This is a genomic window from Alteromonas sp. 009811495 (assembly GCF_028865455.1).
Lineage (GTDB): Bacteria > Pseudomonadota > Gammaproteobacteria > Enterobacterales > Alteromonadaceae > Alteromonas.
This window is the reverse complement of record NZ_CP113972.1, coordinates 3,582,927-3,598,405: the sequence shown is the minus strand read 5'-3', so window position 1 is coordinate 3,598,405 and position 15,479 is coordinate 3,582,927. Positions and strand designations below refer to the sequence as shown.

Annotated in this window: 11 protein-coding genes; 2 read left to right on the top strand and 9 right to left on the bottom strand. The window is 44.1% G+C overall.

Annotation, left to right across the window (positions count from 1 at the left end):
- Positions 1–126: 126 nt before the first annotated feature.
- Positions 127–2,523 carry a DNA polymerase II gene (locus OZ660_RS16195; protein WP_274741640.1) on the bottom strand — a complete coding sequence of 799 codons (2,397 nt, stop codon included), beginning with the start codon at positions 2,521–2,523 and terminating at the stop codon, positions 127–129.
- 175 nt (positions 2,524–2,698) lie between these two features.
- On the opposite strand from OZ660_RS16195, the gene OZ660_RS16190 reads away from it, so the two are divergent.
- Complete coding sequence (locus tag OZ660_RS16190; protein WP_274741639.1) at positions 2,699–3,709, top strand: MBL fold metallo-hydrolase; 1,011 nt, start codon at positions 2,699–2,701, stop codon at positions 3,707–3,709.
- A gap of 29 nt (positions 3,710–3,738) precedes the next feature.
- Here the strand turns inward: OZ660_RS16190 and OZ660_RS16185 are convergent, their stop codons facing one another.
- The 6 genes from OZ660_RS16185 to OZ660_RS16160 form a co-directional block, all read right to left on the bottom strand.
- Entirely contained in the window at positions 3,739–5,016 is a 1,278-nt protein-coding gene (locus tag OZ660_RS16185) for a sensor histidine kinase (RefSeq protein ID WP_274741638.1), read from the bottom strand.
- Complete coding sequence (locus OZ660_RS16180; RefSeq protein WP_202262474.1) at positions 5,016–5,600, bottom strand: chemotaxis protein CheX; 585 nt, start codon at positions 5,598–5,600, stop codon at positions 5,016–5,018. The genes OZ660_RS16185 and OZ660_RS16180 overlap by 1 nt, the downstream gene beginning before the upstream one ends.
- Complete coding sequence (locus tag OZ660_RS16175) at positions 5,597–5,962, bottom strand: response regulator (RefSeq protein ID WP_274741637.1); 366 nt, start codon at positions 5,960–5,962, stop codon at positions 5,597–5,599. Before OZ660_RS16175 ends, OZ660_RS16180 begins: the two co-directional genes overlap by 4 nt.
- 309 nt (positions 5,963–6,271) lie before the next feature.
- Entirely contained in the window at positions 6,272–7,438 is a 1,167-nt protein-coding gene (locus tag OZ660_RS16170; protein ID WP_274741636.1) for a pyridoxal phosphate-dependent aminotransferase, read from the bottom strand.
- A 32-nt stretch (positions 7,439–7,470) separates the two neighbouring features.
- On the bottom strand, positions 7,471–8,292 hold the full coding sequence (locus OZ660_RS16165) for a sulfite exporter TauE/SafE family protein (protein WP_274741635.1): 822 nt from the start codon (positions 8,290–8,292) through the stop codon (positions 7,471–7,473).
- Positions 8,293–8,379: 87 nt separating this feature from the next.
- Positions 8,380–11,028: a TonB-dependent receptor plug domain-containing protein gene (locus OZ660_RS16160; protein WP_274741634.1), complete on the bottom strand. Its 2,649-nt coding sequence runs from the start codon at positions 11,026–11,028 to the stop codon at positions 8,380–8,382.
- A 416-nt stretch (positions 11,029–11,444) separates the two neighbouring features.
- On the opposite strand from OZ660_RS16160, the gene OZ660_RS16155 reads away from it, so the two are divergent.
- The gene (locus OZ660_RS16155; RefSeq protein ID WP_274741633.1) at positions 11,445–12,434 is read left to right on the top strand and encodes a LysR family transcriptional regulator; all 990 of its coding nucleotides are present in this window, start codon (positions 11,445–11,447) and stop codon (positions 12,432–12,434) included.
- Between the two features lie 16 nt (positions 12,435–12,450).
- Here OZ660_RS16155 and OZ660_RS16150 read toward each other — a convergent pair whose 3' ends face one another.
- A complete protein-coding gene (locus tag OZ660_RS16150; RefSeq protein ID WP_274741632.1) occupies positions 12,451–13,179 on the bottom strand; it encodes an endonuclease/exonuclease/phosphatase family protein in 729 nt (242 codons plus the stop codon).
- Positions 13,167–15,383 carry a VTT domain-containing protein gene (locus OZ660_RS16145; RefSeq protein WP_274741631.1) on the bottom strand — a complete coding sequence of 739 codons (2,217 nt, stop codon included), beginning with the start codon at positions 15,381–15,383 and terminating at the stop codon, positions 13,167–13,169. The genes OZ660_RS16150 and OZ660_RS16145 overlap by 13 nt, the downstream gene beginning before the upstream one ends.
- Positions 15,384–15,479 lie beyond the last annotated feature (96 nt).

Here is a 15,479-nt window from a genome sequence, read left to right as displayed (position 1 = left end):
AGTTGTGCCAATGGTGTATCTAATTGAATATTATAGATATTGCTAGTTTTTAAATGGGTAGGCTTACAATGGCGGTATGTTAATACGTAACAACATTTGAAAGATGTTCATACAAACAAGAATGATTCAGAACAGGTTTAACTGTTGATTAGTGAGCTTGTCGAAATCTGAGCCAATCAACGGCAATATGCTATCTGCAATGGGTTTAATTTGCTTTTCAATATAGTGCTCGTAATCTAAAGGGGCGGAAACTGTGTCTGTCGTTTGAGGCCCTTGCACCGTTATTACGTAAGGTATTGTTGTATTGTTCTGGAATCGTAGTGGTTCTCCTCGCTCTTTATAAAGTGCATCTGCTAGCCTGGCTGCCTTTACATGAGGAGGTATAGACTTTACATACGATGACAATGGCTTTCTCAGTCGTTTCTTATAAACAAGCAACGCATCTACGTTTCCCTGTCGAATGTCAGCTAATGTGTGCAGAATATAATTTTTAACCGGCTCTTTGTTAAACACCTTCTGATACAAAGTGTATTGAAAGTTCTTGGCAAGCTCGGTCCAATCTGAACGTACATTTTCCAGGCCTTTAAATATGAGCGTATTCGTTTCTACTCCATCAATTACTTCACTCTTTAAACCTGCATAACGTTTTTTGCTGCCTTGAGAAGAACCGCGTATTGTTGGCATAAAAAAGGTCGAGAAATGTGATTCAAATTCAATTTCTAAATGGCACTCAATGTGAAATTGCGAACGCAGAAGTTCATGCCACTTTGTATTGATAAGCTCTGCAAGCTGCTTTCCTGTCTCTTTCGGAGTACCAAATGCATTATTGCCTTCAACGTGCACAAAAGTTGAATCTGTATCCCCATAAATAACGGTATATCCCAGTTCTTCTATCCAGCGTGCAGTGGTTTGCATAATTTCGTGACCGCGCAGGGTAATTGAACTGGCTAGCCGGGGGTCGTAAAAAGGACATCCTCCACTACCTAATACACCATAAAATGAATTCATAAGTATTTTAATGGCTTGGGAACGGGGCGCGTCATTTTGTTTTTTCGCCTCATCACGCTGACGCCAAAGGTTTTCAATGATATCTGGGAGAAAGTGTTTGTCGCGACTAAATACAGCGCCCTTAAAGCCCTCAATTGCGCTAGCGGGGTGCTTGAGACCTTCTGCTAACCCCAATGGATCGATTTTAAATGTTCGAATTATAGAGGGGTATAGGCTTTTAAAATCCAGTACCAAAACGTCTTGATACAATCCAGGTTTCGAATGCATCACATAGCCGCCTGGGCTGGCAAGTCCACCATTTTCAGGGCGAACACCAGCAACATAGCGTTCTCGGTGTAATTTGGGTAAATAAACATTGAGAAAGGCCGCGACAGAGCCTCCAGGACGGCTTATATCTAAACCTGTTAGCGTGCCTCGAAGTGCAAGAAAATCGATAAACTGTGTCGCGTGCTGTATTTGATTAACTAACACCGTGTCTTTAAAGTTGTAGTTAGCAAGGGCAATCGGGTCGTTTTGATAGAGTTGTTTGATTGCTTCAAGTTTATTGTGATCTTGGATAAGCTTGTTTTCGCCCAATAGTATTTCTGATACATGATCAAGTGAGAAAGACTCAAATTGATAAGTCATTGTCTTAAGCGACTCTATACCATCAACAACAGCCCTGCCTGGCACATCTACAATCGTTTGGTCTTCCCACTCTCTTACCGAGGCTTCTCTGTCATGCCTACCGATTGCAAAGGGCAGTTTGTTATATTTGGCACGTCTTGCAATCACAGCCATATCAAACTGTTTGACGTTCCAACCTAAAATAATATCGGGGTCGAAAGCGCTAAGTCGTTGAAAAAAGTGTTCAAGCAACGTCGCTTCATCATCAACAACGGTTAACGTGTAATCTGTTTGCGTGGTACTTAATTCAATGTCGCTATTCAAAGTATCAGGCCTTTTCAGTATCACTTCGCTAAGGCCGTCGCCTGCTAGCGCAATACTGAAAAGTGTCTCATGCTCGTCACACTCAATGTCGATGCTAAGAGAAGAGAAAGTAGGGCGATAGTGACCGGGTCTAATTTGCGCATTTTCAATGGTAACGGGTGACGATGAAGATTCACGGTCACTTGGGCTAAGAAATTCAATTGCGCCATAGACAAAGCGTTCCATTAGAAACCTATCTGCAACACGAATATCGGCTTCGTAGAGCGTCACCCCAACTTGCTTTGCGATTTGTCTTAGCTGATGCATGCGGCTTTCTGTGTCAGCTTTAACGGTTACAACTGCAACTTGCTCTAACGTCGTGAAACCATCGTCTGAAAAGGTTATGTGTTTTTGGAGTGTGTCCAGTACTGCCAATAAGTCGTCTTGTTGTGTGGTTGCAACAAAGCAAACGGGCTGCTGAGGCTCAGATATTAGCTTTACTGTTGTTGTGTCTGTCTTTACCCATAATTCCACATACACTTTTCCCGAACGAGTAAACGTGCCCTTACTCAAAATGAAGCCCTGTTTTATTAGCGGTTTTGACATGTTGTGTAATGCAGAGAATGTATTTCAAAAGGCAAATATGTGTATATGTTTCTAAGTATACCCTTTGCTATCACCGACTCCTATAGATCTCTATTCGGCAGATACGTTTGTCTTTATACGATTGACGCGATAGAACACTTATATAGTGTGTGCACCGTTATAGATGGACAGGAAGATGAAATACCTTTTCGACGAACAAGTTGAGCCGGGTCAGTTAATTGAAATTGTTGACGGCGTATTGTGGCTAACAATGCCGCTTCCGTTTGAGCTTGACCACATCAACTTGTACCTCATACGCGCTGAAAATGGGTGGGTAGTAGTTGATACAGGCTTGGGTACATCAAAAACCAAGGCGCTCTGGGAAACAATATTCGCTCAGCTAGATTCTCCAATATGTGGTGTTATTGTGACACATTTACACCCAGATCATATCGGCCTTGCTGGGTGGATCGCTGATAATTACAACGTGCCTTTTTACATGTCTCAAACGGAGTACTTTACTGCTCGTGCATTTGGTGCAGGGAGAAATGGCGCCACCAATGAAAGAGATATTGAGTACTATAAACGGGCGGGGCTTGATTCGACGTTAATTGAACAGCTAACTTCCGGCGGTAACAAAGGTTATAGTAGCGTCGTTTCTCCTGTACCTATCAGCTATACACGTTTAAAACACGATATGCAGCTAACGTTTGGAGGAGACACCTGGAAAGTAATTATCGGTCGTGGCCACTCGCCAGAGCATGTTTGCCTATTCAATAAAGAAAAAAACGTATTGATTTCGGGAGACCACATTTTACCGATCATCACCCCAAACATTGGCGCATACTCTACGGAACCTGAGGCGAGTACACTAGAGGACTACCTAACAACGCTACCTCAATTCAAATTACTTCCTGAAAATACTATTGTATTGCCTGCCCACAAACTGCCCTTTGTGGGGCTTCATCAACGGATCGATGAGTTGATCTGCCATCATCAGGAACATTTATCGGCGCTGGGTGAAGCGTGTAACAAACCACAAACACTAGTTTCATTGCTACCAGTAATGTTTAAAAGGGAGCTGTCGAGTCGAAACATGGTGTTTGCTGTTGCTGAATGTAAGTCGCATCTTAATTATTTGGTGGCAAAAGGTAGGCTTAAAAGGTCGTTAAACAGTCAGGGTATTTATGAGTATGTCACGCACTAATGACAGTAAGAGGTGAATGGAGCTGTTGCTTATATTTCTGCGTCTTGTGCTAAGAAGTACTTAGGAAGAATAATTTCGAAGACAGTACCTTTACCTTCTTTACTACTGACATTTATTTTTCCCTGGTGTTGCTCAACAGCAGTATACGCCACTGAGAGCCCTAAACCTTGGCCTTGCCCCTCTGGTTTTGTGGTAAAGAAAGGATCGAAAATTCGCTTGAGATTTTGTTGTGAAATACCGTGGCCGCTGTCTAAGACTTTCACGTGAATATGTTGGTTCTCTTCCCTTATATAGATTTTCACGAAGCCCTTTTGCGCAGTGGCCTGTGCAGCGTTCAATACAATATTCATCAACGCTTGTTTAATTGGGCCTGGATAGCCCGTGATAGTCACATCTTCGCGCTCATAGTCTAGTTTGTAGAGCGGTTTATTGTATTGCGCAGAGACAAGAGAAATAATTTGTCGGCAGATTTTACATAGGTCAATGTTTTGCACACCTTCTTTTGATTCAATAGAGAAGTTCTTTAAGTTCTCAACAATTTCTTTAACCCGCATCAAACCCTCGGCGGATTCACTAATCAGCTCGTTGATATCTTCTTTTAACAACGCATAGTGGTTAGATTCATAAAGGGAAGTAATTTGTTCGGCAAGCTCTTCGCTAAACGCATTTATCTGTTCCTGTACACCGTCAGCAATATTGATAAGGTGTGATGCGTACTGTGCCAAAGTATTTAAGTTTGCGTTGACAAAGCCAATGGGGTTATTGATTTCATGTGCGATCCCCGCCGCGAGTTGACCCGTAGAGGCCATTTTCTCAGCCTGGATTAATTGGCTTTGTGCGCTGTCGAGTTTTTTGATGAGCTTTCGCTGCGCTTCGTGTTCTTTTTTTAGTGCTTCTGAGAGTTTTTGTTGAGTACGAAAATAGCTCGCTTGAGCAGTGACATCTTGCAGAAAAATGCACGCGAGTCTCTCGCCAGTGTTCGGGTCCTTGACCGGCAAAATTTCCATATTTTGATACATCTGCGTTTCTTCACCCGTAATTGGGCGAGAGCTTTTGAATGGAAAAATATGCGGGCGTTGCTCCCAATAGCTAAAGCTAGGATGTTGTAAAACAAACACCGATTTGAGCCTGCGCTTTAAAAACTTACCTTGGCCTTCAAATAGGTCGGTAACCACTTTTTCTTTATAGTCACCACGCAGCTCATGAGGCAAGCGGTCTAGGAAAAACTCGTTAAGATAGACAACCTGAAAGTTCTCATTTACCACACCAATGCCGACAGGTAATTTACCCACCAGTTGTTCAAACATTATTCAAGTAACTCGTCCAATGTCGTTTTCATTCGAGTGAGAGATTCATCATCTAAACAGAAAACAACACGCATACTGAAAGATGAAATAGCGATAGCAAAGCGAACTTCCATCACCAAACTGTGCTGCCATTTGAGTGCATCAAAATTAGTTTTATCTGGGACAAAAAGCGTTGGCATATTTAAATTAGTCGTTAGTTCTAATTGTTCAGATAAACCGGCTAAACAGGCACCTGCGAGTATGTTGCAAAGCTCAAGAATGATCTCCTGCACATCTTCCTTAGAGAGTGGTTCATCATAATCCATAAGCTCTGCCACTTCAGATAAGCCCGAGCGAGAGAGTACTGACATTACTTCACCGTGAATGTCGCCGAGAAAAGACTGGCGAGTGTAAAATGCGCCAGTTGTTTCAAACAGCAAGCTATACAACTCATTGGGCGTCACTGCTGAAATGGTGGGAATGGAGATGTCAATTTTGGTTTCAATTAATTGTGCCAATGAATTTGCGGCTTGACCCATAGATATATTTAAGAGCTCTTGGAGTGCGTCTCTTTGCTCTTCGTCTAATGGTAATACACTACTCATAAGTACCCCAGTTCGAAAAGTGTCATGGCGAGTTCTTCTTTATCGAGCGGCTTTCGTAAGAATCTCTTAGCACCCAAGGACATCACAATTTTTTGCTTTTCCGGCTGAAAGTCAGCACTTATCACGATAACGTTGGGTTTGTCTTGCTTGTCTTGTAGATATTCTAATACGCCCACACCATCAACGCCTGGCATTGTTAAATCTAGCAGCAGCAAAGCAAAACCTTGCTGAGAGAGCGAATCAATCGCTTCTTGCCCATTGGTTGCTTCTGTTATGTCGTAATCAAGCTCTTCTGGAAGCGAGCGGATTACGCTTCGTCTCGATAACTTTGAGTCGTCAGCAACCAATACAGAAATTGACATGAACAACCTCCTTCCGTCACTTTTTGATTGGTATCAAACGCGCATAAAAAACGGGCCGGAAAATAAGGTTTAGGCCGCTATGCGTTTTTATAAAGTATGTGCAACTTTGGCGTTAGTGCAACCTACTTAGGAAAATACTCAAAGAGCAATGTAACTGCGCTAGCGCCAATGCCTTAAATATATGGCAAAACAGGAAGTTTCGCGTATTAGACTTAAGTGTTGAGTATGCAAGAGATAGAGTAATGGAGAAACAAATCGATGACCTGCAGCAATTGTGCTGCAGGCCAAAATAGAAACACGTATTGTTCATTACGTTTTTTGCAGTGTCGACATCTTTTCAAGTGCGTAGGGCATGGCATCTACATAGCGCTTAACGTCGGCGATTTTACCCATGCTGACGCGTGACCAATTTGTGTAGGTTCGGTAAACGCCTCGAATAAGCACGTCTTTTTCAGCCATGGCTTGTCGAAAGTATTCAGCGTTTCCATCACCCAAATTGACGAATATAAAGTTCGTACTTGATGGTAACGCGGTTAAGCCGTTTGCCTGGACCGCGGCCATTACCATTGCCTTTGCTTCATCTATTTTTTCTTTTGAAAAAGTGAGAAACGCATCGTCGTTATAGCTAGCTATTGCTGCGGCAAGGCCAGCTTGGTTTAACGTGTAGCCCCCCATACCGTATTGATTAATCCATTGCGTATTTTCCTCTGATGCAATGAGGTAACCCACGCGCATTCCTGCTAAGCCGTATATCTTGGAAAATGTTCTTGCCACAATAACGTTGTGACCTGCTTTGACCTGCGGGATCATAGAGTGTTTTGGCGGCTCATCAATTAACTCGTTATACGCTTCGTCTACCAAAACTAACGCTTTTTTAGAGGCCTTAATGCAAAAGGCTTTTAGTTTTTCAGGATCGAGTATTTTCCCAGTTGGATTATTTGGATTACAGATGTGTACCATGCCAACAGATTCATCTAACGCAGCATACATTGCGTCTAAATCAATATCGAGGTCAGGCGTATTTGGCACCCTTACAATCTCAGGTGCGCCTTGCTTTTCTGGCGCTTTCGACGTTGTGTCCCAAAAAAGATCAGGCCCTAGAATTTTGCCTTTATGACTAGCCGCAAGCGCAGCATAAGATAGAATTGGACTGGACCCTGCGCTTAAAGAAATGTTTTCGCGTTTGATACCGTGGCGTTCTGCAATCATGTCTAATAATGTCATTGCAGCAGGGTAGGCATAATAGGCGCCTCCCTCGGCCGATGCTTTGGCAATAGCTTTGAGTGCAAGAGGACTAGGCCCAAACGGGTTTTCATTGGCATTGAGTTTGGCTACGCCGGGTTTAGGACCGTAAGTGACATTATTTACAAGGCTGTCTGCTCCGTTTGCTGCTGTGCTTACCAAGCCGCTTGCGCCTAGGGCTGTAGCTGCGACAGTTCCGCCTAAAAATAAACGTCTTGAGCGATTGTATGTCATGCTGATTTTCCTCTATTTCATTATTTTCGAGTCTACATGGCCTTGTAAAACATGGCGCTTGAGACAATGACCAAGTAAACGCCAAAAAGGCGTTTGAGTTTCTTTTCGCTGAAGTTGTGCGCCATTTTGGCGCCAATAGGAGCCGTAAATATGGCGCCTATACTGATGGCAATTAGGGCGGGTATATTGATAAAGCCAACAGTGCCGAAGGGGAGTGATGCGCTTTCGGGGTGCTTCATAAACAAAAAGCCTATCGCGCCGGGAAGTCCGATAAGAAAGCCGACGCCTGCTGCAGTAGCAACGGCTTGCTGAATAGAGCGTTGGCACATCACCATTGTGATAACGGTGGGTGTACCGCCTCCTATACCGAGCAATGCAGAAAAGCCGCCTAGCACGAACGCGAGTACCGCTTTTCCTAAACCCGTTGGCATGTCAAAAACTAGACCCGGACGAACGACGAATTCAGGAAATAAAAAGTACACAGAATACAACAGCACACCTGCTGCAAATACAACGGTTAGGCCATTAGCACTGGTATTGTTGGCTATGATTACACCGCCACCAACACCTAAAATAAGCCAAATGCTCCAAGAGCGGAGTATGTCAAAATCGACCGCTCCCTTGGCGCGGTGTGCCATTACAGAGCGGGCGCTTGAGACCACTATCGACGCCAAAGAAGTGCCTATAGCGACTTTAACCAAGGCTTCTGATGGAGGCGTAAAAAAAGGAAACACCGCGAGTAGCGCGGGCACAACAACAAAACCTCCACCATTGCCGAAAAGTCCTGCTGTTATTCCCGCGATTGCGCCGGTAATACAAAGTGTCACTACAAACCACAGTAGCTCTATTTCCATCTAATTTTTTCTCCGATGAGCATGGACGAACAACATAGAATTCACTGAAAAAAACAAACACCGGCAAAAGCCGGTGCTAAGTACTAATTAGAATCGAGCTGCTAAGCGTGTGTAGTAATAACCACCTTGCCAATCGACGATAGAATCAGAGCGGTATATTCGCCCACAACAGGTTTCTCCCATGGTGCCTTTATCTGGATAGTTGTCGAATAGGTTTCTAACGCCGACTGACAACGTAAGGTTTTCATTGAAGTGGTAACTACCTTCCATATCAAACATGAACTCAGCGCCAAACTTTTGAATTACCTCTAGTGTGCTGTTGTTCGCATTTTCGTAGTCTGAGTAATAATTTAAGCGACTGACGAGCATCCAATCTTCATAGCTGTGTTTGAGTGACAGCACTCCTCGAACTTCAGGCGTACCATTTTCAAAATCAAATTGATCTTCAGCATTAAAAAATTCACTCGGGTCAGAATCAAACTCGTTGGTGTTATAGTTAACGGAGGCAGTTAGCGTTGTAGCACCATATGTGGTCTCCATGTTATAGGTGGCCACTACATCAACTCCTTCGGTCACGGTATCGAACGCGTTTTGGAAAAAGAACACGCCACCGATTGATTCTGCTCCAACTACACCTGCTCCAGCCAACGCTAAGTAATTTTGGTAGGCATCATAGCCAGATGCATTGGGGTCAGTTACTTCCACTGTAGATACATCAAGGGTAGAGACAGAGTTAACGCGGTCTTCAAGCTTGATGTTGTAGTAGTCGATGGTAAATGTCATATCGCCGTAATTGGCGGTGAGACCTAGGGTGAAGTTGGTAGACTTTTCAGGCCCTAACTCATTGGCGCCTAACGCTTGTGCTACGTCACTTCCAGCTGGGAATAAGCCGGTTGCTACAGGAAAACCATTAGGTAGGCGCGTCGACACATTGGTTGTACCCTGTTGCCCTGGCGTCGGTGCTCTAAAGCCTGTACCAAAAGAGGAGCGAAGGGCCACTTCGTCGGTTATCTGATATATGCCAGCCACTTTATAGACTAATTCAGAGCCAAAATCCGAGTAGTCTTCATAACGAATAGCGCCCTGTGCAAATAGGTTGTCAGTGATATCACCAGACACATCAGCATAAATAGCGTAAGAGTCGCGAGAATAGGTATCTGAAAATTCGGGGGAATAACCCGGAAAACCGTTAGAGCCTACACCTACAACTGTGTAAACAGCGTCTACTCCTTCAAAACCGTCGTCCTCAACGCCATCACCATTGGAATCTACAGAGGTGTAATTACCGCAGTTAAGTGATGAACCATTAGCTATTACACCTAGACCAGCAGCGGTAGCAGTATAATCATCGTTACAAAACATCCACGGATCCGACGTTGCATAAGGACCTGCAAAATAAGAATCTAATTCGCCCTCTTTAATTTCATAGCTCTCATCGAGATAACTCACACCAAATGCAAGAACATAAGATGACAAGTCGTAGGTGAAGTCTGCTTGAAATTGGGTTTCTTCATTGGTTAAGTCACCCGGATTGAATTGTGTTGGCGACATATTTCCCATCGAAGGGTTAATGGTATTTTTTAACGTGTATGAGATTTCATTTGAACCATAACGGCCACTAACGTCATAGCCTAAATCGCCAACCACGCCTTTAATGCCTCCAACAAATGAGTAGTCAGTGACATCGCCAAAGAAGCGTGGTGTGAAACCGCCGGGGAAAAACTCAGTTGGATTCCAAATAGAGCCATCTTCTAGACGAATATCTTCTATGGTGCCGTTGCCTGGATAGCGGTAAAAAAAGGAACCGTCACCTTCACTTTCTGAGTAATTTGCAAAAGCATACAATTCTGCTTCTGAAGATAGTGTGTAGCCTGAATTGACGAAAATACGTGTACCGCTGGTATTGGGTTGCCCCCAAGGCTGTACTTGGTCTGAACCATGTACTTCGTTTGCCATGGCTTGTGCAGCTGCGATGTATTCATCAGATTGCTCGTCTACACAAAACCAGCTTTCACAATATTGCTCTCCGCGAAATGTCGCTTCACTGTCAGAGTACTCAGCAGAAACACTGACAAATCCATCGGTGCCTAGTGCAAAGCCCTTATTGGCGGTAACGGTGATTTGATCACCATCACCCTCATAGTATGTACCATAGTCTGCGGTAAATGAGCCGCCTTCACTGTTATTCTTTAATTGAAAGTTTATTACACCGGCAATAGCATCAGAGCCATACTGTGCAGCAGCACCATCGCGTAAAACCTCAACACTACCGATTGCAGAAGTGGGAATTGTCGCAAGGTCGGGACCTTGTGTACCTGACCCGCCAATTTGTACCAGTGCAGCACGATGTCGCCTTTTAGAGTTGACCAAAACCAGCGTTTTGTCTGTTGGAAGGCCTCGTAAGGTCGCAGGCCTTACAAATGTGCCGCCATCAGAAATTGGTTGTCGAGCCAGTGAGTAAGAGGGAACTAATGTCATTAGTACGTTGTTCATGTCTGTGAACGCTACTGCTTCCATATCTTCTGCACTTAGCACATCAACAGGAACAGGTGAACTCATTACCGAGCGCGGCGCACCGCGTGCACCGACAACTGCGATACGTTCTAAATCTTTCGCTTCTGTAGTTTCTTCTTTTACTTCTTGTGATTCTTGTGCCATCGCAAGATGAGACACGCCAATAAGTGAAAACGTGGTGAGCGCATAGACTATTGCGGTATGTAACTTATTTTTTTTCATGTGTGTTCCTACTCGTGCTTAAACATTGCTTTTATGATGGGCAAGCCGTTACCAACACGCCCTTTTTTGGCACGCACAGGCACCACATTGATGCGGTTAGCATCTTGTAAGAATTGTTCGGATACCTGTGAACAAGAATTAGGCTAAAAACTCTTTTGAGTTAGAGGAAGAAAGAAGAATATTTAGGGATATAAGAAAAATATGTAGCCGCCCAGCAAAGCCTTGTGTATAGCGATTTGTTGGCTTCATGAATTAAAACTATGAATTTTTAAACACTTTCTTACGGTCGTGAATTTTACAATTTTTTCTCATATAACTAATTCGAATGGCATATTCATTGCTGAATTTATGAGGGGAAGTCTGATTCTATCTATCTGACCTGACGAGAAAATTCTAATAAGGGGGGAAAGTGTAAAGTGCATGCCAAACAGCTACATTATTTTGTCGCAGCTGCAAAAAAAGGCAGTATTGCTGCGGCGGCGAGAGCGCTGGACATTGCCCAACCTGCCATTAGTCAGCAACTGGCGAGCCTTGAGCGTGAAACGAAGTCTACCTTGTTTAATAGAAGCTTTTCCGGTGTTACGTTGACGCCAGCAGGGAAACTATTTCTCGAGCATGCGCAGAGCATCTTGAGCCAAATGGAAATGGCTCAAAAAGCACTGGACAGTTTAAATAAAAAGCAAAGTAACATAATTAAAATAGGCATGTTGCCTTCGGTTGGTAACGTGCTCTCGTTACCGTTACTCAACGAAATAACACGTCACCATGCGCCGCTTAAAATCGAAATTAGTACGGGTCCTTCATACACCATTAATGATTGGCTGGCGTCAAAGCAGGTGGACATAGCACTAACCTACGAACAAGCCCTTGACGAGACTTTGATGTCAGTAACACCACTTATTCAAGAAGAAATGCACTTAGTCTTTACTGCTTCAACATCTTCTATTGAGTACACTGCACTCAGGCAGAAACAATCAATTCACTTTTGGGAGATGAGTGATTTACCGTTACTTTCTCCGGGAAAGAAAGATGCGTTGGGGCAATTGATAGACCATTATGAAAAAGCGACCGGTGTATCATTGCAACACGATCTTGTTTATTCAGGACAGCTAATGACTGGGTTGCGGCAAGTAATGCAGGGGGAGGGGGTAATGATACTGCCTACTTCCGCTATTTTTCACCTCAAAGAATCGGGGTTAGTGTCAACGCTCAAAATCACCCAGCCAGAGATGCATCGTAGCGTGTTCGCGGCGGTTAATAAGAGAATTAAAACTGACTCCCATCTTGATTATGTCATCAATATTATTCGTAAGGTTGTCGCACAAGAAAATGCACTGCAGCACTGGTGTGGCACCCTAGAATTTGCTGCTTCAATGTTTAAAAATGTGCCCTTAAGGACATTCTGACCTTGCTAGTTGCAAGCTATATAGCATCGTTCTGCTTGTCTTTTTCTGGCAGCACAATATCCACTTGTATAGGGAGGTGATCAGACATTACTTTCGTACGCGCGTTTTTAACTTTAGTCACTCCCTTTACTTGAATATCACTGGTCACCCAAACCCTGTCTAACGAGAAGATTGGAAAGTGGCTGGGGAAAGTAGCCCCTACTTTGTGTTGAACTAATAATGAGTCGAGGGACGTGAATGCCTTTGAAAAGAACTGCCATTCATTAAAATCTCCCGCCAAAACAAGTGGGGTGGGTTTATCCTCAAGACGCTTGGCTAAGTAGTCGTGCAGTAAAGTAAATTGAGAGCGACGCTCAAGCTTCTTGAGCCCTTTGTGCGTATTAACCACAGTAAGTGGCCCTTTTTCCGTTTGTAACACAACAACTTGTACATTTCTCGGTTGGCGTCCTGTTTGACTTACATCAATGACCTCTTGAGATAGTACCTTAAAACGCGATAACACAGCATTGCCATACCAGCCATGCGCTTCACGAATAGCAGGTGATGGCGCCATTTGAAACACGTGACTGGCGCAAATATCTTCTACGTCCTGCGCCGTTTCTCTTTGTGCAGAGCGGGTATCCATTTCCTGAAGCAACACAACATCGGCACCTGTGTTCGCCAGAAACTGGCCAATGCGTTTGTAATCGTGCTGCTTATCGCGACCTACACCGCTGTGAATGTTGTAGGAAACTATGCGGCACATTTTTCACCTTCGTCTTTCGAACAACTATCCTGACTCTCATTTTCAGCAGATGGCGCCTTTCGAGACTGGTAATAACGGGCGAATTTTTGTGAGCCCCAAATCATCAAGCCCCACAGCACAATGCCGCCTGCAAGATAGCTTATGGTTTCAACTGACGGGTTCTGCCAAATTTGTGCAATTGAATCGCCTACCAGGCCTTTGGCTATCATAGGCGGGAACATGCCCAAAAAGGTGCCAATCAGAAACTGAATAATGCCAATGGATGAAATACCGGCAACTAAGTTAACTAAACTAAAGGGTGCTACAGGAAGCATACGTATTGCCGCGACGCCAACAATACCACTTCGCTTTAACTTCTCATCGACCGCGGCAACTTTAGGGCCGCCAATTTTCCTCAAACCTGCGTTACCTGACACCTTGCCGATACCAAATAAGATGGCAGAACTCAGTAGCGCCCCCATGATGCCGTAGATGGGTCCCCATATGGGACCAAAAATGGCCGCAACTGCTAAAGAAAGTACGGTAACAGGGAAAAATAAGATTCCTCCTATTACGTAAACCAATAACACGGTAGGAAGTGCGAAATAGGTACCGCGACTCTTCTCTAAAAAGGCATTGATACTATCTGAGCTCAACCACTCAATAGATTGGCTTGCCCAGAACATCAAACCACCAAGAACAGCAACAATGGTGACACCTATCATGATCATGATACTGCGTCTTCGAGGGTTCCTCGCCGGTAGTGCCGCACCGTCGAGTGTAGGGACTGAAATAAGCGGCTCTTCAGGGTCGGAAAGTGCACGAAATACATTTTTAACAGAGTGCTCAGTGAAAACTTCATCACGTACTTCAGTTAACACGTAACCGTGAGCAATTTGGTTATGCATGAGTGCTTCTACAGGGTGCTTTGACTCAAAAAGTGCAGGCATATCGTCAAGTGCTCTGCCAGTATGTTCCGCCAGTAAGTCATTTCTCACTTGCGCAATTTTTTCTTGATTTTGCGGCGTATTACCATAGAGAACTGTATCTATTTCAGTATCTAGCGTCATTGACCGATTGCTTAAGTTCGATGAGCCAATGACGAGATATTTGTCGTCTATTGTCATCACTTTAGAGTGGATACGTTTATAGGCTTTTCGGCCTTGCATATCCTCAATCGATGAATAGGTAAGTTTTACGCGGTTAGCGTCAATACCATTTTCTAAGATGGCCTTAAACTCGATACGACTTGCCCAGAATGCCTCACACTCAAACTTTCCTTTCGGTTCGTAAGAGCTCACTATAATGACGCTAAGTTCGGGCTTCAGCTTTAATTGCTTATTAAGCGCTTCAGCTATTTCTTGACGAGTGGTAAATTGGTTTTCGATATAGATTACCGACTCGGCCTCTTTAATGAGATCAAGTAGCATATGGCGAACTTCTTGTGCGGGTTCTACTTCATCCATAAACGGTATGGTACGGGCAAGCGCGCACTGTACATTTTCGAAAAGCGGTGGGTAATCGTCCGGCCACGCTTCGGGCAATGGCGCATCTTCACCGTTTTGGGCTGTTTCGCGAATATCAATGGGTGAGCTATCCGCAACACGTTGCCAACGCCAGCGAACAAGCTTGGCAAAGTCAACGACGACAGGGCCACTCGATACCATTTGCACATCGTGAAGTGGGCCGTATTCACCATCTGGTCCATCGCGTTCTTCAGATATCACAGGGTGATCTCGCGTGTCCCATCGGTTCGTTGACACATCCATACCACCAGAAAAAACTAACTCGTCGTCAATGACAACGATTTTTTGATGCTGACTACCACCCATTGGTATGGTGTCATCTAGTACTGTCTCTACGTTATCGGGCGTTTTCTCTTCCCATACTTCTTTGGCCCACATTTCACGCTGGGCGAAGAACGCTAGAGAAGAATCCCAACGTAGAAGATAAATTTTAATGTCGGGGTTTTGTTCTGCTTTCCACTTTAACAGGTCACTAATTACACTTGGCGCTTCGCTTTGTTGCTCGTCTTTCCCGCGAAGAAGACGTATACGGCTGTCAATGTCCCAGCCTACGATAAATATACTGTGCGAGGCCTTAACAATGGCACTGTGTAATGCTTTGTAGTAGTTCGCACAATCAATCAAAGGAGTAGAAAAGCGGGCTTGGCTTTCTACCCAACAATTTTCACCTGGTTGAAAAATATTATTATTTGATGTCATGGCGACCTACCTAAATTCCTTATTAACTAGCCCGTGATACCTGCAGAAAGTATTCCTTCTTTAAACAGTGTTATGCATAGAGGGTAGGTCTATGAA

Excerpts from the sequence above, each read along its gene's own strand:
- OZ660_RS16175 (WP_274741637.1), bottom strand. The coding sequence starts at position 5,962 with ATGTCAATTTCTGTATTGGTTGCTGACGACTCAAAGTTATCGAGACGA.
- OZ660_RS16165 (WP_274741635.1), bottom strand. The coding sequence starts at position 8,292 with ATGGAAATAGAGCTACTGTGGTTTGTAGTGACACTTTGTATTACCGGC.
- OZ660_RS16145 (WP_274741631.1), bottom strand. The coding sequence starts at position 15,383 with ATGACATCAAATAATAATATTTTTCAACCAGGTGAAAATTGTTGGGTA.
- OZ660_RS16150 (WP_274741632.1), bottom strand. The coding sequence starts at position 13,179 with ATGTGCCGCATAGTTTCCTACAACATTCACAGCGGTGTAGGTCGCGAT.
- OZ660_RS16170 (WP_274741636.1), bottom strand. The coding sequence starts at position 7,438 with ATGACATACAATCGCTCAAGACGTTTATTTTTAGGCGGAACTGTCGCA.
- OZ660_RS16160 (WP_274741634.1), bottom strand. The coding sequence starts at position 11,028 with ATGAAAAAAAATAAGTTACATACCGCAATAGTCTATGCGCTCACCACG.
- OZ660_RS16190 (WP_274741639.1), top strand. The coding sequence starts at position 2,699 with ATGAAATACCTTTTCGACGAACAAGTTGAGCCGGGTCAGTTAATTGAA.
- OZ660_RS16195 (WP_274741640.1), bottom strand. The coding sequence starts at position 2,523 with ATGTCAAAACCGCTAATAAAACAGGGCTTCATTTTGAGTAAGGGCACG.
- OZ660_RS16180 (WP_202262474.1), bottom strand. The coding sequence starts at position 5,600 with ATGAGTAGTGTATTACCATTAGACGAAGAGCAAAGAGACGCACTCCAA.
- OZ660_RS16185 (WP_274741638.1), bottom strand. The coding sequence starts at position 5,016 with ATGTTTGAACAACTGGTGGGTAAATTACCTGTCGGCATTGGTGTGGTA.